Below are 25,185 nucleotides of genomic sequence, written 5' to 3'. Positions count from 1 at the left end.
GACCGTCCGGCGCTATCGCCTCACGCGGGGGAGGGCACGGCCCCCATCGCGACCCGCTCGGAGCGATCGGCGCGGCGCGCGGACCGGGAGGCGGCGAACGTCAGGGCGAGGGAGACCAGCGCCCAGGCGAGGATCGACAGCAGCGTGCCCGAGGTCGTCACGAGCGTCCCGCCCAGGGCGGCGTGGACCAGCCCCTGCGTGACGATCGGCAGCGGCATCAAGGAGCTGACCGAGGCGAGCAGCGGGGGAGCGCTGGCCACGGGGACGATGCCCACCAGCGTCACCACCTGCAGCACCATCACCACGATCGAGGTGATCCGTCCGATCCGGTCTCCCAGCACCGTCATCAGCGCCTGGTGCAGGGCTGCGAACATCACCGCCCCGGCGAAGGCGACCACCCCCACGGCCAGCGGGGAGACGGGGGAGACGCCGACGGCCGTGAGCACGGCGAGGACCGCGACGGTCTGGACCACGGCGATCACCACCGCGGGGGCCAGCGAGCGCAGCACCACCATGCCCATCGGCACCGCCCGGTCCAGCAGCTTCCGGGACAGGGCCGGCAGCAGCAGGAAGCTCGCGAACGCTCCCAGCCACAGCGCGAGCGCCGTGACGAACGGGAAGGTGGCCGTGGAGGCGTCGTCGGCCGCGTTCTCGCGCTCGGCGTCCGTCGCGACCGGGTTCGTGGCCATCTCGCTCATGCGGGCCCGCTCGGACTCGCTGTAGCTGGGGACCCCGTCGGCGCCCTCATGGAGGCCGTCCGCGAGCTCGTCGGTGCCGTCGGCGAGCTCTCCGGTCCCATCGGCGAGCTCCTCGGAACCATCTGCCAGGTCGCTGGTGCCGTCGGCGAGCTCTTCACTGCCGTCGGCGAGCTGGTCGGAGCCCTCGCCGAGCTCGGTGGCGCCGTCGGCCAGCTGGCCGGTGCCCTCGGCGAGCTCATCGGCGCCGTCCGCGCTCGTGCGGGTGCCTTCCGCCAGATCATCGAGCCCGTCGGCCAGCTCTCCGGAGCCGTCGGCGCTGGCGCGGGCACCGGTGGCGAGCTGGTCGGCTCCCTCGGCGAGCTGGTCGACGCCGGCGGCGTACTCGTGCAGCCCGTCCTGCAGGCCGGTGACGCCGTCGACGAGAGCGGGGGCCCCGTCGGCGGAGGCGCGGGCGCCGGTGGCGAGCTGGTCCGCGGCGGCCGTCAAGCCGGGGTTGTCCTGGGTGCCGTCGCCCTCGAAGGCAGTCTCGACGCCCTCGGCATAAGTGACCACGCCCTGGGCGCCCTGGACCAGGCCCGGCTGATCCGCGGTGCCGTTCAGGCCGGCGGCGAGCTGCTGAGCGCCCGCTGCGAGACCGGGATTCTCCTCCGAGCCGTCCCCGTTCAGCCCGGCGGCCACCTGCTCGGTGCCTGCGACCAGGCCCGGGTTCTCCGCGCTGCCATCACCGTTCAGGCCCGTCTCGACGCCCTCGGCGTAGCCGAGCATGCCCTCGGCCTGCGCTTTCAGAATCTGCGCGTTCGGATCATCGGGGTTCTCGGCCAGCATCGACTCGGCGGTGGCCAGCATCTGCTCGGCGAGCGGGACCATGCCCGGGTCCTGCTCGGTGCCCTCACCCTCGATCCCGGCGGCCAGTTCGCCCGCGCCGTCGGCGACGCTCTGAGCGCCGCTGCCGAGCTCGGTGGCGCCGTCGGCGGTCTGCTGCGCGCCGTCGGCCAGCTCCTCGGCGCCGTCGGCCACGCTCTGTGCGGTCGGCACCAGGCCCGGGTTCTCCGCGCTGCCGTCGCCGGAGACGGCCGCTCCGGCTTCCTCGACCCCGTCGGCGAAGGTCTCCACGCCGGTGGCGAGCTGCTCGGAGCCCTCGACCAGGCCCGGGTTCTCCGCGGTGCCGTCGCCCTCCACGCCGGCGGCGAGCGCGTCTGCCCCGTCGAGGATGCCGGGCTCGGAGTCGGTGCCGTTCATCCCGGCCTGCAGGTCCGAGACGCCGCCTGCGAGATCCTCGGCGCCGGTGGCGAGATCGTCCAGCCCGGTGGCGAGGTCCTCGGTGCCGTCCGCGGCCCCGTCGGCGCCGGTGGCCAGCTCGTCCAGCCCGTCGGCCAGGTCCTGGGTGCCGTCCGCGGTCTGGCCGGCGCCGTCGGCCAGGCTCCACACGCCGCCGGAGAATTCTCGCGTGCCCTCGGCGGCCTGGGTGGCGCCGTCGGAGAGCTCGCCGGCTCCGTCGGCCAGATCCTGGGTGCCGTCCTCGAGCTCGGAGGTGCCCTCGGCGAGGTCGTCGGACCCGTCGGCTGCGTCCTCGAATCCGTCCTTGATGTCGTTGAACCCGAGGTAGAGCCCGTCGAGATACTGCTCGGCCATCTGGCCGCCGACGGTGGAGGCCGAGGCCTCCGCCACGGCGGTGGCGATCATGGCGTTGATCTGTCCGCTGGCGTCGTTGGTCGTGACCTCGAGGATCGCCTGGGTGGACTCCGGCGTGCCGATCGTGGTCAGGCGCTCGGAGAAGTCCTCGGGGATGACGACGACGGCGGCGTAGGTGCCGTCCTCGAGGCCCTGTTCGGCGTCGTCCTGGGAGGTCAGCTGCCAGTCGAAGCCGGTGGTCTCCGGGGTCTGCTGGTCCTCGACGGTCTCGGGGTGGGTGAGGCCGCCGGCGAGCATGCGTCCCAGCGGCACCTGCTGGGTCTCGCCGTTCTCGTCCTGGATCTCGGCGCCCTCGTCGAGGTTGACGACGGCGGCGGGCACGGTCTCGAGCGCCTCGACGCGCCCGCTGAGCGCCCACAGGCCCAGACCGGCCACGAGCAGGGGCAGCACGAGCACGACGATCAGGGTGCGGGGGTGGGCCAGGCGGGTCATACGAGTGCTCCTTCAGGAACGGAGACGGCGGAGCCTTCGGCAACGGCGGTGCTGGAGCGCTGGATGGTCAGAGCGAGCAGGCGGCGCGGATCGCGCAGGGTGCGCGCGAGATGGTGCTCGGCCTCGACGGGGTCGGGGGAGCGGGAGCCGGTGACGATCGTGGCCCCGTGGGCCAGGAGCTCGTCGAGGCGTTCGACCAGCGTGTCGTCGGCGGTGGTGGCGGAGTGGGCCAGGTCCTCGAGCCGTTCGATGACGATCAGGGCGCGGCCGGCCCCGCGGCCGTCGACCTCCCGCAGCCGTGCGGCGACGTCCGCCCCGGAGGGGACCCAGTGGACGCGGGACTGGATGGCGGCGAGGTCGTCGGGCGCGAGGCGGTCGTGGACGGCGAGGATCCCGGAGGAGGGCTCGAGCCGGCCGGCGACCAGCGAGAGGAACGAGGCGCGGGCGGCGTCGTCGGCCGAGCGCACCACGAGCAGCGTGCCGGGGGCGACCTGACCGGTCAGCGGGCCGATCGTGCCCTCGGCGCCGAGCAGGGGCGCGACGGTGCGCTCGAGACGCAGGGCGTGGACTCCGTGCTGCTCGGTCCAGCGGCGGTGCTCGAGGACGGCCTTGAGGCCCTCGCCCTCAGCGTCGACCATGGGCAGTGCCCGGTCCAGCCAGCGGGGCAGCCACCAGGCGTGGCGGCCCAGCAGGGCGAGCACGGCGGGGACCAGGGTCATGCGGACCACGAAGGCGTCCACCAGCACGCCGGCGGCCAGTCCCACGGCGATGGGCTGGAGCATGAACTCGCCGGAGGTGACGAACCCGGCGAATACCGAGACCATGATCAGCGCGGCGGCGATCACCACGGGGGCGCTGGCGGTGAAGCCCCGCTCGATCGCCTCCTTGGCGTCGCCGGTGTGGACGAATTCCTCGCGCATGCGGGTGACCAGGAACATCTCGTAGTCCATGGCGAGCCCGAAGAGGACACCCATCACCATGATCGGCATGAAGGCGACGACGGGGCCGTTGACCGAGACGTTCAGCGGCCCGTTGAACCAGCCGTACTCGAAGACCATCGCCGTGACCCCGAAGGCGGCGCCGACGGAGAGCAGGTAGCCGACGGACGCCTTGATCGGCACCCATACGGAGCGGAAGACGAGGGCGAGCAGGATCAGGGAGAGGCCGACGACGAAGATTCCGAAGGGCAGCAGCGCTCCGGTGAGCTTCTCGGTGACGTCGATGCCGACGGCGGTGTTGCCGGTGACGGTGACCTCGGAGATCCCCAGGTCCTGCTCCCAGGAGCCGGCGTCGGCGCGGATCTCGTGGACGAGGTCCTTGGTGGACTGGGCGGTGGGCCCGCCCTCGGGGATGACGACGATGACGGCGAGGTCGGCGCCCTGGTTGGGGGTGGCCAGCTGGATCTCCTGGACCCCGTCGAGGGAGGAGATGTCGGCCTCGAGCTCGTCGACGACGCCGAGGGGGTCGGTGGTGTTGATGATGTCCGCGGTCACCAGCAGGGGCCCGTTGTGGCCGGGGCCGAATTCCGAGGCGATGAGGTCGTAGGTCTCGCGGGTCGAGGAGCCCTCGGCGTCGGTGCCCTGGTCGGGCAGGGCGAGCTGGAGGTCCTTGATCGGGATGGCCAGGGCGCCGAGGCCGAGGACGACCACCAGGATCGTCAGGGCCGGCACCTTGGTGGCCAGGCGCACCCAGGCGGTGCTGACGCGGCCGGCGGACCTCGCTCTCGATTCCGCGGCGCCGGTGGCCCGGTCGGGCATCACGCCGCCGTTCTCGGCCATCAGCCGGCGCGCCCGGCGTGGGCGCAGCCGCTCCCCGAGGATGCCCATGATCGCGGGCAGCAGCGTCAGGGCGACCACGACCGACAGGGCGACGGTCGCGGCGGCCGCGACGCCCATGATGGTCAGGAACGGGATGCCGGTGACGAACAGGCCCACCAGGGCGATGGCCACGGTCAGCCCCGCGAAGATCACCGCGCTGCCGGAGGTGGCCAGCGATTCGCCGATGGATTCGCGCACGTCCTCGCCTCGGCCCAGCTGGTCGCGGTGGCGGGAGAGGATGAACAGCGCGTAGTCGATGCCCACTGCCAGGCCCAGCATGGCGCCCAGGGACGTGGTCACCGAGGGCATGTCGATCCCGGCCGAGAGCGCCATGACGCCGGCCATGGAGGTGCCCACGCCCATGATCGCGGTGAGGATCGGGATCACGGCGGGCACGAGCGCGCGGAAGACGATCGCGAGGATGATCAGGGCGGCGATGATGCCGATGACCTCGCCGATGCTGAAGGAGACGCCGGTCTCCTGGAGGACCTGTCCGCCCAGACTGACCTCGAGCGGGCCGGCGTCGGCCTCGGCGGCGATGTCCTCGATCTGCTCGACGGACTCCTCGGGGAACTCGCCGATCTGTCCGTCCATCTGGAACTGGGCGAGGATCGCGGTGTCATCGTCGGAGCGGGTGCCGGGGGAGACGTCGTCGAACGGGGAGGGGGAGGAGGCGACGCCCTCGACCTCCCCGATCTCGGCCATGAGGTCCTCGATCTGGTCCTGGTGCTCATCGACCGTGCCGCCGTCGTCCCCCTGCAGCACCAGGGTGCCGGAGGCGCCACCCATCTCGGGGAAGCGGTTGGCGAGGTTGTCGATGCCGCTCTGGGCCTCGGTGCCGGGGATCTCGAACTCGTTGGAGAAGGTCCCGCCGAGCCCGACGGCGAGCCCGCCGACGCCGACGAGCAGGACGGTCCAGAGTGCGACGATCCTCCATCGCAGGGTGGCCATGGTGCGGCCGAGGCGGTACAGGAACGAGGACACGAGACCTCCGAAGGGGCGCAGCGGTGAAGCGGAGACAGCAGAACAGCGGGCGACTGCGGCGCAGGACGCGCTGCAGCCCCGAACGCAGGGAGGCCCCGTCCATCGAGGGGAGAACCGGCCTGTCGGTGCGTGCGGCCCGGTCAGGGCAGCGACGGGGGCCGACGGGACCAGGATCCGCATCCAGAACATTCCTGCATTCGATACAGGAGTGTATCGATGGGATACTCTGGAGTCACGCGAGCCCTCCTCCTCACCGTCGAATGTGAGGCCTTGCACACGATCCCTCCCCGACGTTCCGAGGACCCCATGACCGAACTGTTCGACCCGCTGCCCGAGTCCGCGGACACCCGGCGCAAGGAGAACACCCGCACGAAGCTGGTGCGCGCCTCGCTCGACGTCTTCGTCGAGAAGGGCATCGACGGCGCGACCGTGGACGACCTGGTCCGCGCAGCCGGCTTCACGCGAGGGGCGTTCTACTCCAACTTCTCCACCAAGGAGGAGGTCTTCGCCGCACTGTTCGCCTCGGTCACCGAAGAGATGCTGGCCATCGCGAACTCGGCGGTCGCCAATGCCCTGGTCTCGACCCGCACCGACCCCGCGGAGCCCCAGAGCATCTCCGAGATCGACGACGCGGAGGTGATGATCGCGGTCTTCGAGGGGATCCGGCCCTTCGGGCGCCAGTGGTACCTGCTGTACTCCGATGCCATCGCGCGATCGCTGCGGGATACGACCATGCGGGCCGAGCTCGCCGTCCAGCGCGAGCGGCTGCGGGACGAGATCGGCAAGCTGCTGACCACGCGCATCGAGGAGGCGGGGGACCGCCCGCTGCTGCCGCCGGAGGATCTCGCCCAGCTGCTGGTGGGCGTGTTCGTCGATCTCATGGTGCGCGAACAGATGGACGGGCGGGACATCACCTCGCTCGCCGCGACCACCATCCTGGGGACCCTGCGCGCCTTCGTCGAACCCCGCACGACGGGGCAGAGCGACACACAAGCACCCTCGCAGTGACCACAGATCGCGCGGCGTGTCCGTTTCGCCACGACACGCCGTAGTTGCGCAGGTCGCCGCGCCGGTTGCGCGCTTGCATACGGTGGAGCCGGTGTGGCATCCGTCGCACTGCGCTTCCCCGCTTCCCCAGGAGACTGACATGCCTCCCTACCGTCCCCGACACCTCGCGCCTCCCGCGAGCCCACCGGCCACCGCCTCCTCCCGCCGTTCCGTCCTGCGCGGTGGCGTGCTGGGTGCTGCCGCCCTCAGCGCCGGCACCGCCGCTGTGCTCGCACCCGCTGCCAACGCCGCCGGTATCTACGGTCAGGACGTCTCCGGCTGGCAGGGTGAGGTCGACTGGGCCGCCCAGGCCGCAGCCGGCTCCCGCTTCGCCTACGTCAAAGCCACCGAGGGCCGCTCGTACCGCAGCCCGGCGTTCAACCACCAGTACCTCGGGGCCGGCAATGCCGGCCTGGTGCGCGGCGGCTACCACTTCGCCCGCCCCGATTCCGGAGGGCCCGAGGAGCAGGTGGACTTCTTCGTCAACAACGGGGGAGGCTGGAGCGACGACGGGCGCACCCTGCCCGGCCTCGTCGACCTCGAGGAGTACACAGGCCTGCCGCGCAACTACGGCTATACCGCGCAGGAGATGCGCGAGTGGATCATGGGCTTCTCCAATCGGTACCTCGAGCACACGGGCCGCCGTCCCGTGCTGTACACCAACCTCAACTGGTGGAACGACGTGGTGGGGGACTGGACTCCCGTGAACTCGCCGCTGTTCCTGGCGGCATATCGCGAGGATCCGCCCACCGTGCTTCCGGGCCGCTGGTGGGCCTGGGAGATGTGGCAGTACTCCTCCTCGGGACCGTTCGCCGGGGACTCCAATCTCTGGCACGGCAGCGAGGAGCAGTTCGAGAGCTTCGTCGGCGATTCCGACTACGACGCGATCGGTATCTGAGAACTCCGACACCGCACCCCGCGTCCCGCTCCGGCCGGGTCGCAGTCACGTGGCTGCGACCCGGCCGGCTGTGTACTCTGCCTCGGTGAACACCACCGACAGCACTCCGCAGACCACCCCGCCCGTCCCGTCTGGAAGCCCGGCCGGCGCCGTCTACGCCGACCGGGGCAGCTCCCACTTCGACATCCTCCTCGCCGCCATGGTCACCGTGGTGATCCTCTCCGGCATCGGCGCCGCCAAGGGGGTCAGCTTCGGCACCATCCCCGGCATCGGCTTCGAGATCATCACCGACGGCGGCTTCTTCCTCTTCCCCCTCGCCTACGTCCTCGGCGACATCGTCACCGAGCTGTACGGCCCCCGCGCAGCCCGCCGCGCGGTCCTCACCTCCTTCTCCGTCAGCATCCTCGCCTCCCTCAGCTACTGGGTGATCATCGCCCTGCCGCCGCTGGGCGACGACTACGGCCAGGCCAAGCAGGAAGCCCTGGAACTGGCCCTGGGCCCTGTCTGGATCGTGGTCCTCGCCGGGCTCGCCGGGTTCCTCGCCGGCCAGTCCCTGAACTCGTTCGTGGTCAGCCGCATGAAGCGGCGCATGGGGGAGCGGGGCCTCATCGGCCGGCTGTTCACCTCGAGCGGCCTGGGAGAACTGGTCGACACCATCATCTTCTGCACCATCGCCTCGGCCGCGATCGGTATCACCACCGTCGAGCAGTGGGCCGAGTACACGATTCTCGGGTTCGTCTACAAGGTCGCCGTCCAGTACCTCATGATCCCGGTGACCTCAGCAGTGATCCGCTGGCTCAAGCGCACCGACCCCACCTACCAGGCGCGACTCGCCGATCTGGAGGGAACCGGCGGCATCGCTCCGGCGACGTCGGCCCCAGCCCGCCCCGCGCTCTGATCCCAGCTGGGACCCCGGGTCGGGACCCGGGCAGAGTGCCGAGATCTCACCCAGGGAAATCCTCTTCCAGCGCTGTACAGCCCGGTCATAGCATGGAGGGCTCGCGCCGCCTCCCCTCCACGGTCTCTCCGTGGCCGCGCGGCGCGACCCCTTCAGCGTGAAAGGACCCCCGTGGCTTCCGCCGCCCCCGACCCCCGGCGCGATGACGACCGTGACGATCATCGCGATGAACCCCTGACCTCCACAGGCTCGATCCCTACGACCACCACCGGTTCGATCCCGACCATCACCGGTGCCATCCCGGTGATGGAGGATCCGGCCGATCACGACATCGCGCATCTGCCCAGCGAAGCGGATCTGAGGCGCACGCGGGACAAGGTCACCGTGATGGTGATCGTCGTGCTGACTACTCTCAGCGCGATCGGCCCGCTGGCCACCGACATGTACATCCCGGCCTTCCCGGAGGTCGCCGACGAACTCGGCACCACGGCCTCGCGGATGCAGCTGACCATCACCGCGTTCTTCCTCGGCACTGCCAGCGGCCAGGTGGTGGCCGGCCCGCTCTCGGACCGTCTGGGCCGGCGAGCCCCGCTGCTGCTGGGCATCGTGCTGTGCCTGCTCGCCTCGCTCGGCTGCGCCTTCGCCTCCAGCGCCGAGATGCTGCTGGTGCTGCGCGTCATCCAGGGCATCGGCGGGGGATTCGGGATGGTGCTGGGTCGCGCCGTGCTGATCGACATGACCGACGGCCCCGAGCTGTTCCGCACCATGAACATCATGCAGGGCGTCGGCGGCATCGCCCCGATCGTCGCGCCGCTGCTGGGCGGCCTCATCCTGATCGTCGGTCAGTGGCGCGAGATCTTCCTGGTAATCGCGGGCATGTCCCTGCTGTCGCTGATCGGTGTGCTGGTGCGGATTCCCGAATCGCTGCCGGTCTCGCGCCGCCATTCCGGGGGATTCCATACGTTCCTGCGAAACTGCCGCACGCTGCTGGGCCGACGGATCTTCGTCGCCTACATGCTGGTCAACGCCTTCTCCGCGTTCGCGCTGATGGCCTACGTCTCCGCGTCGTCGTTCGTGGTCCAGGAGATGCTCGGGTTCACCTCCACCGAGTACTCGGTGAGCTTCGCGATCAACTCCTGCGGAATGATGGCGCTGTCCCTGCTCTCGGCGCGCCTGACGCATACGATCCATCCGCGCCGCCTGATCCGGGTGGGCCTGATCCTGGTGTCCTCGGCGAGCTTCTCTCTGCTGATCGGCAGCCTGTTCCTGGATACGCCCGCCTGGATCGTGCTGCCGGCGTTCTTCTTCACCGTGGCCCCGCAGGGGCTGATCTTCGGCAACGGCGGCGCTCTGGCCGCCGATCAGGCGCGGGAGTTCGCCGGGACCGGTTCGGCGATGCTGGGCCTGGGCTTCTCCTTCGCCGCCTCCATCGCGGCACCCCTGGTGGGCATCGCGGGCACGCATTCCTCGCTGCCGATGGCGGTGACGATGGTGATCGGCTGCACGATCTCGGTGTGCTGGTTCATCGCCGCGGGCCGGGGGAGCGGCGCGACCGCCGTGCGCGGCTGACTCATCACCCCATCCGACGGGCGGGGACGACGAAGGTCGTAGGCGGCGGCGTCGAACACCGGCCACGGGACGGAGCGCTGAGCCGCCGAAACGCCATGGCAGAGCCAGGGGAGAGGCGCCAGCCTGGGAGCATGAACATCGCATCCTCCTCCTCAGCTCGTCCCCATCCGAGCCCCGGCCCGGATCAGACCCCCGGCCCGCATACGTCGATGCCGCGGCAGCCCGTCGGAACCGCACCCGCCGTCGCCCCGGACGGCGCAGCCCCCGCGGCGCCCGGTCTGCCGACCGGCTCCGCCCACTTATCCCATCCCGCCCCGAACCGGCCGTTCGGTGCGCATGTCCGGATGAGCTGGTGGAAGCCTCTGGTGATCGTCGTCGCCGCGGTGGTCCTCATGGTCGGGACGAGCTTCGTGCTCGGCATCGCCGCGATGATCGCCGAGGTGCTGCTGTTCGACCGTGATCCGGAGAACCTGCAGATGACGCCGCTGATGCTGCTGGCGACGAATGCCAGCCTCGTCATCATGGCGGTGCCCACCCTGATCCTGACCGCCTGGCTGAGCCGCACCCCATGGCGTCGGCTGCTCCAGGCGGACGGGCGCGTCCGGTTCGGTCGTGGCGGGCTGTACCTGGTGATCTTCGGCGCCCTCGTCCTCGTGGCCACTGCCGTGATGTCGCTGGTCGACCCCTCGACGGCAGGCGTCGGCGGCTTCGCCGTCTCGGGCACGACGATCGCCCTGATCGCGGCCGTCGTGCTGACGACGCCGCTGCAGGCCGCCGCCGAGGAGATCACGTTCCGCGGGGCCATCATGCCGGCCGTGGCTTCGTGGATCCGGCCGGCCCGCGCGGCCGTCGTCGTCGGGCTGGCCGGCTCCAGCCTCGTGTTCGGCACCGTGCATCTGTCCGCCGATCCGTGGCTGTTCGCCTACTACACCTTGTTCGGCGCCAGCATGGCCGCCATGGCCGTGATCAGCAGAGGGCTCGAGGCTCCGATCGCCTTCCACGTCGCGAACAACGTGGTGATGATGCTGCTGGCGGCCCTGTTCGCCGACGGCGGCGGCTTCACCATCGATCGTTCGGTGGGCATGGGTGGGCCGTTCATGCTGTTCTTCATCGCGGTCGACGTGCTCGCCGTCGTCATCGTGTGGCTCATGGAGCGTCGGGCCCGCCGCGAGCGTCGTACGCTCGAATCATGAACCCGGTCACACAGGTCCAGGTCAGTCAGATCCAGGTGAACCTCTTCTGCGAGGACGTCGAGCAGTGCCTCGCGTTCTACACGGCGTTCGGCTTCGCTGAAGCGTTTCGCACGCCGCAGGACGGTCCGCCGACCCATGTGGAGATCGACGCCGCGGGCACGCGGATCGGGCTGACGTCGGCGGCGACAGCGAACGAGCTCGTGAGGCTGGGCGTGACGACACCGGGTACACCGTCCGCGGAGATCGCACTGTGGTGCGAGGACGTGGACGCGGCCCATGAGCGCGCGGTCTCCGTCGGCGCACGCAATCTGGTCGAGCCGACGCACTCGCCGGATGGCAGGCTTCGGTTCGCCTGGGTGCGCGATCCCGAGGGGCACCAGCTGAAGTTCGTCCAGACGCGCTGAGAGGCGTCTGCCGGCATGTGGCGCTCTGCTCATCGAGAGTGCGCAGAGCGAGCTGCACGAGATCGACCGCTCCACCCCTCCCGATGAACCGCCGATAATGTACGTTATGTAAAGTGGAGTGGAAGCAGCCGACCATAGGCCCTCTCGAGCTTCCCGACCGGCGCTCCCCTCCAGCCCAGGACCACGCTCATCGGACGCAACTCCCCAGTGACAGCAACGAGTTCCGGTACGCAGTCCCACTCCGGAGCGCAGTCTCAGTACGCCGCGACGACGCCGCTGCCGTCAGACCAGGCCGCCACGAGACGCACGGTGCCATCCAGCTCGCCGACGGTCCGCACGACGGTGAACGGCGCACCGTCCAGCAGCGTCTCGGCGCTCGGCAGCTCTTCACCCTCATCGACCTCGAGACTCAGCGTGACGGACTGGGCACGACTGCCTGCCGGCTTTCCCTCCGCGTCGACGATCTCCAGCTCGGCCTGCTGCTGCTGACCGCACAGCGCCCGCCGGAAACAATCCAGGACGACCTCGTCCTGCAGCCCGTCGTAGACGTAGCGCTGCCCGAGCACCGAGTGCTCCATGAGACCGATCAGGTGCTCCTCCGCGTCGGCGACGGGCGCGCCGCGGTACGCCAGCGGCAGGTGGAAGATCGTCTCCCCCACGCGTGCCACATGGCACTCTATGCCGACCTCGCCCTCGGGGTCATCGAAGCGGTAGGCACCCAGCACCTCGAGCTCCCCCGCCTCGCCCCACGACCGGGACTCCAGAAACGTGCGCAGCATGTCGGACTTGCTCGGGGTCAGCTCGGCCTGGTGGATCGTCGCCATGGTGCCAACCTATCGCGGCGCGGACTTCGCACCGCGGTGCCTACGCCGCGACGGGCGGTACGATCCTCCCGTCCAGCAGCTCGATCACCCGATCCGCGCCGTCAGCCATCCGCGGGTCGTGGGTCACCATGACCACCGCGGTGCCGTCGGCCGCGATGGCCTGCAGCAGGACCAGCACCTCCCCTGCGGCGCGCGAGTCCAGAGCGCCGGTGGGTTCGTCGGCGAACACGATCTCCGGTTCATTGATCAGAGCTCGGCAGATGCCCACGCGTTGCGCCTGACCTCCGGAGACCTCGCCCGCGAAGCGGCTCTCCAGGTCCGCGACCCCCATCCGTTCCAGGAGCTCACGAGCCCGCGCCGTGACCTGGGCCCGGGATGCCCGACGGGCCGCGCGGCCGGGCAGCACCACGTTCTCCAGCATCGTGAGGTCGCGCAGCAGTTCCGGTTGCTGGAAGACCACACCGATCCGGTGCAGCCGGCGCGCGGCGAGCTGCTCGTCCCCCAGCGCTGTCAGTTCCTCTCCCCCGAGCTCGATGCTGCCGGTGCTGGGCCGGGACATGCCGCTGAGGGTCTGCAGCAGCGTGGATTTGCCACTGCCGGAGGGGCCGGAGACGGCCACGAACTCCCCCGCACCGACCTCGAGATCGATCTCGTGCAGCAGCTGTGTGGTTCCGACGTGGTGGCTCACCCCTCGGGCGCGCAGCGCGTCTTCACTCATGATGGTCCTCTCCTCGTGGTGCGTTCGATGGTGGCCAGTCGGGTCGCGACGGTGACGGCAACGGCAAGCACCAGGGGTATGGCGACCAGGACGATCACGGGCGCACGGTGCAGGGTGATGCGGCTGGTGCCCTGACCGAGAGTGGCCAGTCCCCCGGTCATGGCCTCGATCATCACGTTCAGTCCGCCCTGTGCGATGAGTTGGCTGAGCAGCAGTCCCAGCGGCAGGGCCAGCAGCAGTGCGGCCAGCATGCGCACGAGGTACGGGCTGCGGCGCACGTCGCGCGGGATGCCGAGGGCACGCTGGGTGTCGAGCTGGCGCGCGTCCTCGGCCAGCACCATGCGCGTGACCAGCGCGGCGATCAGTCCCGCGAGCGCCGCCGCGACCGCGGCCGCGGCCGTCGCCGCTCGCGTCATGCCCCCAGCCATCTCGCCCAGCAGCTGCTGGTGATACATGCTCACATCCCCCACCGTGGCCTCCGGCAGGGCGGCGGCGAGGTCGGCGATCAGCGCCTCCTGGTCCGCACCGGGTGCCAGGCGCGTGGCGATCACGGACCACTGCACCTCCTCCTGCGCGGTGGGCAGCTGAGCCTTGGCGGTCAGCCCGCCCTGGGTGACGTCCTGGTAGGCGCCGACGACCCGCAGCGGCCGGGCCCCGGCCGCTGTCCGCACGGTCAGCGTGTCGCCCAGGCTCGCGCCGGTCTCGGCCAGCGCGACCAGGCTGAGGGCGATCTCCTCGTCGGCCGTCGGCGCGCGGCCTTCGGCATACTGGACGGGCAGGACCGTGTGGTCACCGGACTCGATGGGGAGATTGAGCGGAGGGCCGTCCTCGACCTCGACCAGGTGGCGGGTGCTCACTCTGGCCGCGTACTCCTCGATGCGGGGATCCGAGGCGACGGCGGCGAGGGCACGCTCGTGCATCGAGGAGTCGACCTCCCCGGCGAGCGGAACGTCGATCCGGACGTCGAACCGACCGATACCCATCGCTGTGACGATCCCCGGTGACGTGAGGGTCGATGCCACCCCGGTCGGGGCCGCCGCCAGCACGGTGCACAGCGTGAAGACCGTCAGCAGCATGAACGACGAGCCGGCGCGCCGCACGAGCGTGCGCAGTCCCAGCAGCAGCGGGACGGGCAGGGGCGAACTGTGCAGGCTCAACAGCCCGAACAGACCGTGTGCCCGGCTCGGCCCGCTCCGGCCTGCCGCGCCGCTCGCCGCTCCGCGCAGCACCTCGACGGGGTCGATCCGACGGATGCGCCTCAGCATCAGGGAGACACCGGCGAGTGCCACGATCAGCACCGCGAGCGCTGCGACCACGGGTGCCAGCAGGACCGCTGCCCCGCCGGTGGGGCCCGAGTACGCCGTGAGATCCGCGGCGAGCGCGGAACCGAGCGTGATACCTCCGAGCAGCCCGATGATCGTCGCGGCCAGTGCGATCGTTCCGTAGCGCAGCAGATAGGCGCGGCGCAGGTCAGCGCGGCGGATCCCGAGGGCACGCAGGACCCCGATCTCGCGACGCTCCCGCGCCAGCGCGGTCGCCAGCGCCAGCCGTACACAGATCAGCGCGATCGCCAGCACCACGAGGGCCGCGCCCAGCACGGCGGCGGCCACCAGGCCGTCTCCGAGCACGGCGAACAGCATGAACGCCTGGCGGTCCACCATCGGCCCGTCCTCCGGCAGATCCGCCACCTGGTAGGCGGTGCGCACGGCGGAGACCTGCGTCTGCGGATCCTGGAGCCAGAAACTGATCAGGTACTCGGTGCTGCCGGTGCGGTCGGCGATCTCGGCCAGATCCCGCTCGCTGACCAGCAACCGCTTGGAACTCGCCAGAGGCGTGTTCATGAGGGAGTCGCGGAAGAAGCCGGCGACCTCGAGGTCGCGGGCGAAGCCGTCCGGCCCTGTGATGGTCACCTCGGAACCGGTTCGCAGGCCGTCCTCGATCCGGTACATCACCGGCAGCCAGATCGTCCCCGGTCGCACCTCGGTCACGGCCTGCCCGTCCAGATCGAGCATGAGGTCGCTCTCGGCGGACGGGACCGTGAGGGAGTTCTGCTGGATGCTGCTGTCCTGGCCGACACCGTCGAAGCTGAGCTGGGAACCATCCAGACCCAGCAGCAGCTGCGTCCGGTGAGCCGTGACCTCCGGGCGCTCGGCCGCGAAAGCGTCCACCGCACCGGCGTCGAGCTCCCCGGCGTGCATCTGCGCCAGGTGCGGGGCGTCGGCCTGGTCGAGCAGAGCGGTCGACGCGCCGGCCAGGCGGGCCATCAGACCGGCCGCGGCGACGGCGCACAGCACGGCAAGGGCGAGCAGGACGGTGAGGGTCGCGGTGACCGCGGCATCGCGACGAAGACGGCGGACGGTGGCGAGGCCCGGCATGGGCTGGTCCTTCCGGCGGGTGCGCCCCGCTGAAGGCGCGGCGCCTGCCGTCAATCTAGGCGCGCCGCACCCGCGGGGGAACAGCTCGCGGGCAGGTCAGCCGAGAAATCCGGCGATCCCCCGCGAACTCTCGGGGGATATCCCGCGCGCTCCGTCGAACGGCCGGGCTCAGAGTCCGAGCAGCCCCGGCAGCTCGTCCACGCGGGTGATGCGTGGCGCGCTCCCCGCCGGCATCGGGACGCCGGGAGTCTCCAGCAGCACGCTCCGGACCCCGGCGGCCGCGGCGGCTTCGACATCGGCGGGTCGATCGCCGATGGCCAGGCACTCCCCCGGGTCGAGATCGTGCCGGCTCAGCAGCTCCCGGATCATGGCAGGGTCCGGCTTGCGTTCGAACCCGTCCGGCGCGCACACCATGTCGTCGATCCGCAGCTCCAGCGCGTCCAGGAGCGCCTGGGCGCTCGAGCGTTCACGGTGGGTGGCGACCAGGTTCATTCCCCCGGCGCGGCGAACCGCCTCGATCACCTCCGGGGCGCCCTCCATCACCGCGGGAGGGTGGTTGAGCCAGTGCTGCTTGGTCGCCTCGTACGCCACGCGCAGCCGCCGCTCGGAGACTCCGTGGCGCTCGGCGAGGGTGGCGATGGCGTGGGAGCTGGAGACGCGGGTGAGCCGGGCGACCTCGCGCAGCGCCGCGTCGTCGACCTCGGAGTGGACCGCCGAGGCGAGGGCCCGATCGACGTCGGGATACGTGTCCACCAGCGTCCCGCCGAGGTCCCAGATCACTGCTCGCATACCGGCAGTGTGACAGCCTGCGCGACGTCCCGATTGGTCGTCCCGGCCACCGCGGTGTTGACTTGCGCCGTGCCTCTCCTCGATCAGCTGCTCCAGCTCTCCGCGCTGACCCTGGTGCTGCTGATCGGAGCCGCCTTCCTCGCGGGCTGGGTGGACGCCGTGGTCGGCGGGGGCGGTCTGATCCAGCTGCCGGCGCTGCTGACGGCGCTGCCGGCCGACACCTCGACCGCGACGGTGCTGGGGACCAACAAGGTCGCCTCCGCCGCCGGGACCGCGGTGTCCTCGTGGACCTATGTGCGCCGTATCACGCCGGTCGCGGTGACCGCGATACCGCTGGTGCTGTGCGCCCTGCTGGGCAGTGCCGGCGGTGCCGGGCTGGCCACCTTCATCCCCCGACCGTGGCTCTCCCCCATCGTCCTGGTGGCCCTGATCGCCGTCGGCCTGTACACACTGCTGCGACCTGCGATGGGCCTGGTCCACGATCCGCGGCACACCGGCCGCGCCCACATCCTGCGATCCGGAGGCATCGGCGCCGTCGTCGGCCTCTACGACGGCATCCTCGGGCCCGGCACCGGCAGCTTCTTCATCATCCTGATGGTCGCCGTCCTCGGGTACGGCTTCCTCGAGGCCAGCGTGCACGCCAAGCTCGCCAACCTCACCACCAACATCGGCGCCCTGCTGGTGTTCGGGACCCAGAGCGAGGTGTGGTGGCTCCTGGGCGCCGTCATGGCCATCGCCAACGTGCTCGGCGGCTATCTCGGTGCGCGACTCGCGATCAGGTTCGGCTCCGGTTTCGTGCGGATCGTGTTCCTGATCGTCACCGGGGCCCTCGCGCTGCGACTGGCAGTGGACACAGTGGCGCTCATCACCTGAGATGGGGCTTCGGGGGGAATACTCCCCTGCCTCGTGTCGTTGTCCTTTCAGTCACCACCTGCCGCCCAGCCGGCGGCCCGTTGCCTGGAGGTCACGATGGATCCGACGACACTGTTCAGCTATGAGCGTCACGTCGACTCGCGCTCCTTGCGCGCCCGCACGCTCCTGGTCACCCTCGGCGCGTTCAGCGACGCCGGTAACGCCCAGGACCTGGTCGACGATCACCTGCTCAACACCCTGCCCAGCCGCGTCGTCGGCCGTCTGGACATGGACCAGGTCTACGACTACGCCGGTCGCCGCCCCGAGGTCACCCTGGAGCTGGACCATTTCTCGGACTACGAGAAGCCCGAGATCCTGCTGCACGAGGTCACCGACCCCGACGGTGAGCCGTTCTTCCTGCTCACCGGCCCGGAGCCGTCCTTCCAGTGGGAGCGTGTGGCCAATGCGCTGCGCATCGTCGTCGATCAGCTCGGCATCGAGCGCACCCTGCTGGTGCAGGGCTTCCCGGCACCTGTCCCCCACACGCGTGAGCTGCCGGTGACGCGCTTCGCGGGCAACCCGCAGTCCATCGCCGTGCGCCGCACCATGCCCGGCACCTTCCGTCTGCGCGCGCCGTTCACCGCGCTGCTGACGATGCGTCTGGCCGACGCCGGTCACGAGGTGGTCGGTCTGGTGGTGCACGTGCCGCAGTACCTCCACGAGATGTCCTACCCCGACGCGGCGATCGCGCTGCTGACGGCGATCGGTCAGGAGAAGGGCCCGCACGTGCCGGTCGACGCGCTCGAGGCCCAGGCCGGGCCGGTGCGCGAGGCCGTCGCCGCTCAGGTCGAGCAGGCGCCGCAGCTGCAGGAGATGGTCGAGGGGCTCGAGCAGCGCTTCGACCGGATGATCACCTCCGGCGCCGGAGCCGAGGTCCCCACGGCCGATGACATCGCCGCCGAGGTGGAGAACTACCTGGCCGGGATCGCCGAGGACCACGGGGACGACGGGACAGACGGCGACGCGCCGGCCCCGGACGATGGGCGGCCCGACGCCGACGGTTCCTCGGTCGCAGAGGATCCGCAGCTGGACGAGGATGACTCCTCCTCGGATCAGGACTCGTCCGGCTCCGGTCTCTGAGGGTCGCGCTGCGGGAGCGGCTGCTCAGCGCAGCGACAGCCGTTCCCGCGGATCCTCGCGGGGCAGCTCCGGGTCCGCGACGGCGGTGACCTGGATCCCCGTCAGCGTCACGTTGCCGGCCAGCGTGGTCATGAAGGCGGTGTCCGCCGCATCCTGCCCGGTCGCTATGCGCACCATCGAGGCACGCGGCGCCAGACGGGTCGAGTCGAGCACGAGCCAGGTCCCCTCGACCAGGGCCTCGACCACGAGATGGAAGTCCATCGGACTGAGCCCTGGGGCGTACGCCGAGGCGCACCGCGCCGGGATGCCGCTGGCACGCAGCAGCGCCACGGTCAGGTGCGCGTAGTCGCGGCACACCCCCTGTCGGGAGTCGTAGGTGGTGCGCGCGGAATCGGTGACGGTGCTGGAGCCGGGGACGTAGTCGAGCTGATCGCCTACCCAGTCGACGACGGCGTCGGCGGCCTCGATCCCGGTGCGCCCGCCGACGATCTCGCGGGCGATCCCGGTGAACTCGTCGACCTCGCAGTACCGCGAGGGGCGCAGGTGCTCGGCCGTCTCGGCGTCCACGTCCCCGGGGTGCGGGACCGGGGCGGGGATGATGCCGCGGGCGGCGTAGACGATCTCCACCTGCCCGGCCGGCAGCCCGGTGACGGTGTGGAGTCTGCTGCCGAAGCGGTCCCGGGTCTCGGTGACCGGATGCGGCCGGGACCCCGCCAGCACCGTCAGCGACTCCTGCGCCACCGGTGCCCGAGAGACGGCCACCAGCAGGGCGATGTCCGTCCCTGCCGCGACCTCCGCTGTCATCCACGCGCGCACATGTCTCTCCACGCTCTCAGTCTCTCCCATCGCAGGCTCGCTGCGGAACGGACCGTCTTTGCCCGGACGTGATCACCGACATAGTGTGGTCATCCCGGTATCGGATCGGGTCACAGTCGAACCTGAGGAGCAGTCAGTGCAGATCTCCGTCCAGCTCTACAGCGTGCGAGAAGCCTTCGCGGCCGACCCGGCCGCCACCCTGCAGCGGCTCTCCGGAATCGGATTCACCCATGTGGAGCCTTTCGGGCTGATGGAGCACGCCGAGACGCTGGGGCCGCTGCTGGCCGAGCACGGCCTCGACGCCCCCTCGGCCCACGTCTCCCTCCTGGGTGCCGAGGACCCGGCCCGGGTGCTCGCGACCGCGGCCGGCCTCGGGGTCCGCACGGTGATCGACCCGCACTGGGGCCGGGAGCACTGGACCCGCGAGGACGACATCAAGGCGACCGCCGAGCGCCTGAACGCACTCGCCCCGGTGGCCGCCGAGAACGGTGTGCGCGTGGGCTACCACAACCATGACCACGAGGCCCGGCCGGTCTTCGAGGGCCGCTGCGGACTGGAGGTGCTCGCCGATCACCTCGACCCCCGCGTCGTCCTGGAGCTGGACACGTTCTGGGCGGCCGTCGGCGGCACCGATCCGGCGGAACTGCTGGGACGTCTCGGCCAGCGCGTTCAGCTGGCACATCTCAAGGACGGCCACCTGCAGGGTGACGTCAAGGATCAGCTTCCACTCGGCGAGGGCGAGATGGACGTTCCCGCGATCCTCGCCGCCGCCCCCTGGCTCGAGACCGGCGTCATCGAGTTCGACGACCACTCCGGGGACATCTTCGAGGCCGTCAGCCGCTCCTTCGCGCAGCTGACCTCCCACCTGCAGGGCACCCAGGCATGAGCGGGACCACCGGACCCGTCGGCGTCGGCATCATCGGAGCCGGCGTCATCGCCGCCCAGTACCTCGGCCAGCTGACCACCTACCCGGACATCGACGTCCGCGCCCTCGGTGACCTGCGGCCCGAGGCCGCCGCCGCGCGCGCCGAGGAGCACGGCATCGCCGGGCACGGCCCGGTCGAGGCCGTGCTCGATGATCCTGAGATCGAGATCGTCGTGAACCTGACGATCCCCGCAGCCCACCACGCCGTCTCCCGCGACATCCTCTCCGCCGGCAAGCACGTGTGGAGCGAGAAGCCGCTGACGACGACCCGCGAGGACGCGGCCGACCTGCTGGAGCACGCCCGTCGTCAGGGCCTCCGCATCGGCGGCGCACCGGACACGGTCCTGGGCGCGGGCGTCCAATCGGCGCTGCGTGCCGTGCGGGCCGGGGAGATCGGCGAGCCGCGCTCCGCGCTCGCTCAGTTCCGCTCCCCCGGTCCCGAATCCTGGCACCCCAACCCGGACTTCCTGTTCCAGGCCGGCGCCGGGCCGCTGTACGACATGGGCCCCTACTACCTGACCACCCTGGTGCTGGCCTACGGGCCCGTGGTCTCCGTCTCCGCGGTGGGATCGCGGTCCCGGGACACCCGCACGATCGGGTCGGGCCCGCGTGCCGGTGAGTCGTTCGCCGTGGAGGTCCCCACCCGGGTCCAGGGGCTGCTGCGCTTCGCCGACGGCGCCTCCGCCGCGGTCGAGTTCTCCTTCGACGATGCGCTGGACCGTCCGCACGTGCTGGAGCTGGCCGGGTCCGCAGGCACCATCGCCCTGCCCGATCCCAACCAGTTCTCCGGCGTCTCCGGCATCGCGATGCGCGGGGAGGACGACTGGACCGAGCGCGGGCCCGTCGGCGCCGTCGGCGGGCGCGGCCTGGGAACGCTGGAGATGGCGCGGGCCCTGCGCGCCGGCCGGCCGCACCGCCTCACCGGGGAGCTGGCCGCCCACGTCCTGGACGTCATGATCAGTCTCGAGGAGGCCACCACCGTGGACGGTGCGGTGACCGTGTCCTCCACGGTGACCGCACCCGACCTGCTCGACGCGGACTTCGACCCCCACCTCTCGACTCTGTGACCGCTGACCTCGCCCGCAACCGACCGAGCACGCACTTCTCGAAGGAGACCCCTGTGTCCGACACCCCCAACCTCCCCTCCGGCCGGCCTCTCGGCGTCGCCATGATCGGCTACGCCTTCATGGGCCGCGCCCACTCCCAGGCCTGGCGCACCGTCGGCGCCGCCTTCGAGGTTCCCGAGGTCGCCCGGCGCGTCATCGTCGGCCGTGACGAGGAGGCGGTGGCGGAGTCGGCACGCCGCCTGGGGTGGGAGGAGCACGCCACCGACTGGCGCGAGGTCATCGCCCGTGACGACATCGACATCGTCGACATCTGCACCCCCGGCTTCCTCCACGCGGAGATCGCCATCGCCGCCCTCGAGGCCGGCAAGCACGTGCTGTGCGAGAAGCCCCTGGCCAACGACACCGCCGAGGCCGAGGCGATGGTCGAGGCGGCCGAGGCCGCCACTGCGCGCGGCCAGATCGCGGCGCTCGGCTTCACCTACCGTCGCGTCCCGGCACTGGCGCTGGCCAAGCAGTTCGTCCAGGACGGCAAGCTCGGACAGATCCGCCAGGCCAAGGCCGCCTACCTCCAGGACTGGCTGGTCGACGAGACCGCCCCCATGAACTGGCGGCTGCGGAAGGAGACCGCGGGCTCCGGTGCGCTCGGCGACATCGGATCCCACGCCATCGATCAGGTCCAGCACCTGACCGGACAGAAGGTCACCGCGGTGCGCGGACGACTGGCCACCGTGGTCCCCCAGCGTCCCGGGCCGGACGGCCCCGAGGACGTCACCGTCGACGACGCCGCGTGGGCCACCCTCGAGCTCGATGGCGGCGCGGTCGCCTCCGTGGAGGTCTCGCGCATGGCCAACGGCGCCAAGAACCAGCTGACCGTCGAGCTCTACGGCAGCAAGGGCGCCCTGAAGTTCAGCCTGGAGAACCCCAACGAGCTGTGGTTCCTCGACGCGACCCGGCCGATCGCCGAGCAGGGGTTCGCGCGCGTGCTGGTGACCGAGCCCGAGCACCCCTACCTCGAGGCCTGGTGGCCGCAGGGGCACGTGCTGGGCTGGGAGAACGCGTTCTCCAACCAGGCGCGCGACCTGCTGGTGGCCATCCGTGACCGCGGAGGCGAGGACGCCACCGGCTACTCCCCCGATTTCGCCGACGGGCTGGCGCTGCAGCGCGTGCTCGACGCCGTCATCTCCTCCGATGCCGCCGACGGCGCCACCATCACCCTCTGACCCCGGCCGCCGAAACGCGGCCGGCCCCCTCCACGCCGAACGCACTCGATATCGCTCACCGCAGAAGGAGCATCACCACCATGGCTCATCCGCACACCCTGTTCACCGGCCAATGGGCCGATCTCACCCTCGACGAGGTGGCCGAGCTCGCCGCCGGCTGGGGCTACGACGGCCTCGAGATCGCCGTCTCCGGCGAGCACCTCGACGCCTCCCGCTGGGATGACGACGACTACGTCGCCGACCGCCTGGGCATCCTCGACAAGCACGGGCTGAAGTGCTGGACCATCTCCAATCACCTCAAGGGCCAGGCGATCTGCGACGATCCGATCGATTTCCGCCACCAGGCGATCGTCGGCTCCGAGGTGTGGGGCGACGGTGATCCCGAGGGCGTCCGCCAGCGCGCGGCCGAGGACATGAAGAACACCGCCCGCCTGGCGCAGAAGATGGGCGTGAAGACCGTCGTCGGCTTCACCGGCTCGAAGATCTGGAAGTACGTGGCGATGTTCCCGCCGGTGGGCCAGGACGTCATCGACGACGGCTACCAGGACTTCGCCGACCGCTGGAACCCGATCCTCGACGTCTTCGACGAGTGCGGGGTGCGTTTCGCCCACGAGGTCCACCCCTCCGAGATCGCCTACGACTTCTGGACCACCCAGCGCACGCTCGAGGCGATCGGTCACCGCGAGGCCTTCGGCCTGAACTGGGACCCCTCCCACTTCATGTGGCAGGAGATCGATCCGGTCTCCTTCATCACCGATTTCGCCGACCGCATCTACCACGTCGACTGCAAGGACATCCGGGTGCGGGTCACCGGTCGCAACACCCGCCTGGGTTCCCACCTGGCCTGGGGCGATCCTCGCCGTGGCTGGGACTTCGTCTCCTTCGGCCGCGGCGACGTGCCGTGGGATGCGGCCTTCCGCGCGCTGCGTTCGATCGGCTACGAGGGTCCGATCTCCATCGAGTGGGAGGACGCGGGCATGGATCGTCTGCACGGGGCCAAGGAGGCGATCGAGGTGCTCGAGAGCCTGGACTACCCGGTCTCCGAGGTCTCCTTCGACGCCGCGTTCAGCAACCAGGGCTGATGAGCGACGATGGCGACGCCCGCGAGTGACGAGCGCAGGGCCTTCGCGGCGACCTTCGCCGACCTCGGTCCCGAGGCGCCGACGATCCTGCCGGGCTGGGGCGCTCCCGAGCTGCTCGAGCACCTGCTGCTCCGGGAGCGCTACCCGCACCTGATGGTGGGGCCGAGACTGCCGGGAGAGCTGGGCCGTCGCGCCCAGCAGGCCCGGCAGCAGCTCCGCGCCCGGACCTGGGGCGATCTCGTGGACCTGTTCCGCGCGGGCCCGGGACCGCTGTCCTTCGCGGGCACGGTCGACTCCCTCAGCGGGGAGGGCGAGCTGCTGATCCATCACGAGGACCTGCGCCGGGCACAGCCGGGATGGGAGCCGCGAGCGCTGCCCGAGGCGACGCAGGCGAAGGCGTGGCGCGCTCTCTCGCTGCTGGCCCCGGTGGCCGTACGGGTTCCGGCCGACGTCACGCTGGTTGCCCCGCACGGCGGGAGACGGCTGCGCTCCCGCCGGCCGGCCGGCAGCGTGCGCGTGCACGGCGATCCGCTCGAACTGCTGCTGTGGGTCTCGGGCCGCGACGAGGTCGCACAGGTCCGGATCGACGGCGACGACGGCGGCGTGCAGGCGCTCGAGGAGGGCCGACGCGGTCTGTGACCGCGGTGATGGCGGGGCCGACGGTGCGACCTGTCGGCCCCGCCGTCGCCGTGCCCGGCAGCTCAGCCGCGCTCGAGCAGGAACAGCCGCGGATGGTGCCCCTTCTGGAAGAAGCGGTGCTCCCCCACGGGACGCCAGGGCAGGCCCGGCCGCTCGAGCACGCGGTGCATCCGCGTGATCTCATGCGTCAGCACGCCCATCCTCGCCTCCGGTGCGGCCAGTTCGGCGCCGCGATCCAGCAGGTCGGCCAGGAGTCGCTCGTTGCTCTCGTGCTCCCCGTGCAGGGTTCCCCAGGGCGGGTTGGTCAGGAGCCTGGTGAAGCCGGGGTCGAGGTCCGTTGTGAGCACGTCCCCGGTGATCCAGTCGATCCGGCCCCGGCGGCGTGCGGCCCGTTGGTGCTGCTGGGCGGCGTCGATCGCCGCCGGGTTCAGGTCCACCCCTATCGTCCGGGCGGGAGCGGCCACGGCGAGCTGTTCGATCAGGAACGTCCCTGACCCGCAGGTCATGTCGAGCAGGTGGTCCTCGGCACCCACCTCCAGGAGGTCGAGCACCGTCGCGGCGATGGTCGCGTTCACCGCGCCGGGATAATCGACCGTCCGCCAGGCCCTGGTGGACAGCGGGCGCGGGGTGGTGCGCAGCAGCACCTGCCACGTACCGGGCCCTGCACCGCGGCGCACCCTCACCACCAGGTCGCCGTCCTCATCGACCTCGACTCCCGCGTGCTCGGCGAAGGCGTCGGCCAGGCGCCGCATGTCCGGGGTGTGCGAGCCCGCGGCCTCCAGGCGCAGCCCGGTGAAGCGCTGTCGGGGCCGCTGGCGGCCGATGTCCGCCAGCAGGTCCCCGATCCGCTGCTGGACGGAGGTGTCGAGCAGCTCACGAGGCCGGCGCGCGGGAACGGTCATGCTCGTCGAGGCGGCCACCACGCGGCGCAGGCCCCGCACCGCGTCGAGGTCTTCCGTCGTGAGCACGAGTTCCGTGGGGCCGGCCGCACGGGCCGGTCCCAGGCGCTGGGCCTCCTCGAGCGCGCTGTGCGCGCACCCCTCGAGCACCTCGAGCACGAGTTCATGGGTGACATGCGACATCGTCGGGCCCTCCTCACTGTGCTC

General features: G+C 71.1%; 21 protein-coding genes. 13 read left to right on the top strand and 8 right to left on the bottom strand.

All coding sequences use genetic code 11. From position 1 onward, the window contains the following. Window positions 1-20: 20 nt before the first annotated feature. Both ACFQRD_RS04205 and ACFQRD_RS04200 read right to left on the bottom strand, forming a co-directional pair. Window positions 21-2,822: a YhgE/Pip family protein gene (locus tag ACFQRD_RS04205; RefSeq protein ID WP_377803509.1), complete on the bottom strand. Its 2,802-nt coding sequence runs from the start codon at window positions 2,820-2,822 to the stop codon at window positions 21-23. Further along, complete coding sequence (locus ACFQRD_RS04200; RefSeq protein WP_377803508.1) at window positions 2,819-5,623, bottom strand: MMPL family transporter; 2,805 nt, start codon at window positions 5,621-5,623, stop codon at window positions 2,819-2,821. Before ACFQRD_RS04200 ends, ACFQRD_RS04205 begins: the two co-directional genes overlap by 4 nt. A 306-nt stretch (window positions 5,624-5,929) precedes the next feature. On the opposite strand from ACFQRD_RS04200, the gene ACFQRD_RS04195 reads away from it, so the two are divergent. The 6 genes from ACFQRD_RS04195 (at window position 5,930) to ACFQRD_RS04170 (ending at window position 11,632) form a co-directional block, all read left to right on the top strand. Next, window positions 5,930-6,631, top strand: a complete 702-nt coding sequence (locus ACFQRD_RS04195) for a TetR/AcrR family transcriptional regulator (RefSeq protein WP_377017060.1) — start codon at window positions 5,930-5,932, stop codon at window positions 6,629-6,631. Window positions 6,632-6,770: 139 nt separating this feature from the next. Next, window positions 6,771-7,568 carry a GH25 family lysozyme gene (locus ACFQRD_RS04190; RefSeq protein ID WP_377017062.1) on the top strand — a complete coding sequence of 266 codons (798 nt, stop codon included), beginning with the start codon at window positions 6,771-6,773 and terminating at the stop codon, window positions 7,566-7,568. Between the two features lie 85 nt (window positions 7,569-7,653). After that, on the top strand, window positions 7,654-8,466 hold the full coding sequence (locus ACFQRD_RS04185; RefSeq protein ID WP_377017064.1) for a queuosine precursor transporter: 813 nt from the start codon (window positions 7,654-7,656) through the stop codon (window positions 8,464-8,466). 171 nt (window positions 8,467-8,637) lie between these two features. After that, window positions 8,638-10,035 (top strand): multidrug effflux MFS transporter, encoded by a 1,398-nt coding sequence (locus ACFQRD_RS04180; RefSeq protein ID WP_377017066.1) that lies wholly within the window; start codon window positions 8,638-8,640, stop codon window positions 10,033-10,035. A 344-nt stretch (window positions 10,036-10,379) separates the two neighbouring features. Continuing rightward, window positions 10,380-11,228, top strand: coding sequence for a CPBP family intramembrane glutamic endopeptidase (locus ACFQRD_RS04175; protein WP_377017068.1), 849 nt, complete (start codon window positions 10,380-10,382; stop codon window positions 11,226-11,228). Beyond that, window positions 11,225-11,632, top strand: coding sequence for a VOC family protein (locus tag ACFQRD_RS04170; RefSeq protein WP_377017070.1), 408 nt, complete (start codon window positions 11,225-11,227; stop codon window positions 11,630-11,632). Before ACFQRD_RS04175 ends, ACFQRD_RS04170 begins: the two co-directional genes overlap by 4 nt. Window positions 11,633-11,886: 254 nt before the next feature. Here the strand turns inward: ACFQRD_RS04170 and ACFQRD_RS04165 are convergent, their stop codons facing one another. From ACFQRD_RS04165 to ACFQRD_RS04150, 4 genes are all read right to left on the bottom strand, one after another. Beyond that, the gene (locus ACFQRD_RS04165; RefSeq protein WP_377803507.1) at window positions 11,887-12,456 is read right to left on the bottom strand and encodes a hypothetical protein; all 570 of its coding nucleotides are present in this window, start codon (window positions 12,454-12,456) and stop codon (window positions 11,887-11,889) included. Between the two features lie 40 nt (window positions 12,457-12,496). Continuing rightward, window positions 12,497-13,174, bottom strand: a complete 678-nt coding sequence (locus tag ACFQRD_RS04160; protein WP_377803506.1) for an ABC transporter ATP-binding protein — start codon at window positions 13,172-13,174, stop codon at window positions 12,497-12,499. Further along, window positions 13,171-15,549, bottom strand: a complete 2,379-nt coding sequence (locus ACFQRD_RS04155; protein WP_377803505.1) for an ABC transporter permease — start codon at window positions 15,547-15,549, stop codon at window positions 13,171-13,173. Before ACFQRD_RS04155 ends, ACFQRD_RS04160 begins: the two co-directional genes overlap by 4 nt. Before the next feature lie 168 nt (window positions 15,550-15,717). Then, a complete protein-coding gene (locus ACFQRD_RS04150; protein ID WP_377017078.1) occupies window positions 15,718-16,338 on the bottom strand; it encodes an HAD-IA family hydrolase in 621 nt (206 codons plus the stop codon). A 69-nt stretch (window positions 16,339-16,407) separates the two neighbouring features. On the opposite strand from ACFQRD_RS04150, the gene ACFQRD_RS04145 reads away from it, so the two are divergent. Both ACFQRD_RS04145 and ACFQRD_RS04140 read left to right on the top strand, forming a co-directional pair. Further along, a complete protein-coding gene (locus ACFQRD_RS04145) occupies window positions 16,408-17,211 on the top strand; it encodes a TSUP family transporter (protein WP_377017080.1) in 804 nt (267 codons plus the stop codon). Between the two features lie 96 nt (window positions 17,212-17,307). Then, window positions 17,308-18,330 carry a PAC2 family protein gene (locus ACFQRD_RS04140; RefSeq protein ID WP_377017082.1) on the top strand — a complete coding sequence of 341 codons (1,023 nt, stop codon included), beginning with the start codon at window positions 17,308-17,310 and terminating at the stop codon, window positions 18,328-18,330. Window positions 18,331-18,354: 24 nt separating this feature from the next. Here ACFQRD_RS04140 and ACFQRD_RS04135 read toward each other — a convergent pair whose 3' ends face one another. Then, complete coding sequence (locus tag ACFQRD_RS04135; RefSeq protein ID WP_377017084.1) at window positions 18,355-19,176, bottom strand: transglutaminase family protein; 822 nt, start codon at window positions 19,174-19,176, stop codon at window positions 18,355-18,357. A 106-nt stretch (window positions 19,177-19,282) separates the two neighbouring features. Here ACFQRD_RS04135 and ACFQRD_RS04130 point away from each other — a divergent pair, with 106 nt between their 5' ends. From ACFQRD_RS04130 to ACFQRD_RS04110, 5 genes are all read left to right on the top strand, one after another. Then, window positions 19,283-20,032: a sugar phosphate isomerase/epimerase family protein gene (locus tag ACFQRD_RS04130; RefSeq protein WP_377017086.1), complete on the top strand. Its 750-nt coding sequence runs from the start codon at window positions 19,283-19,285 to the stop codon at window positions 20,030-20,032. After that, window positions 20,029-21,138: a Gfo/Idh/MocA family protein gene (locus tag ACFQRD_RS04125; protein WP_377017088.1), complete on the top strand. Its 1,110-nt coding sequence runs from the start codon at window positions 20,029-20,031 to the stop codon at window positions 21,136-21,138. Before ACFQRD_RS04130 ends, ACFQRD_RS04125 begins: the two co-directional genes overlap by 4 nt. A 101-nt stretch (window positions 21,139-21,239) precedes the next feature. Further along, window positions 21,240-22,358, top strand: a complete 1,119-nt coding sequence (locus tag ACFQRD_RS04120; protein ID WP_377017276.1) for a Gfo/Idh/MocA family protein — start codon at window positions 21,240-21,242, stop codon at window positions 22,356-22,358. An 80-nt stretch (window positions 22,359-22,438) separates the two neighbouring features. After that, complete coding sequence (locus ACFQRD_RS04115) at window positions 22,439-23,440, top strand: sugar phosphate isomerase/epimerase family protein (protein ID WP_377017090.1); 1,002 nt, start codon at window positions 22,439-22,441, stop codon at window positions 23,438-23,440. 9 nt (window positions 23,441-23,449) lie between these two features. Next, a complete protein-coding gene (locus ACFQRD_RS04110) occupies window positions 23,450-24,079 on the top strand; it encodes a TIGR03085 family metal-binding protein (protein WP_377017092.1) in 630 nt (209 codons plus the stop codon). Window positions 24,080-24,141: 62 nt separating this feature from the next. Here the strand turns inward: ACFQRD_RS04110 and ACFQRD_RS04105 are convergent, their stop codons facing one another. Next, window positions 24,142-25,161 (bottom strand): methyltransferase, encoded by a 1,020-nt coding sequence (locus ACFQRD_RS04105; protein WP_377017094.1) that lies wholly within the window; start codon window positions 25,159-25,161, stop codon window positions 24,142-24,144. Window positions 25,162-25,185: the final 24 nt, after the last annotated feature.

This window comes from Brachybacterium sp. GCM10030268 (assembly GCF_042666305.1).
GTDB lineage: Bacteria > Actinomycetota > Actinomycetes > Actinomycetales > Dermabacteraceae > Brachybacterium.
This window is presented reverse-complemented; position numbering and strand designations above follow the sequence as displayed.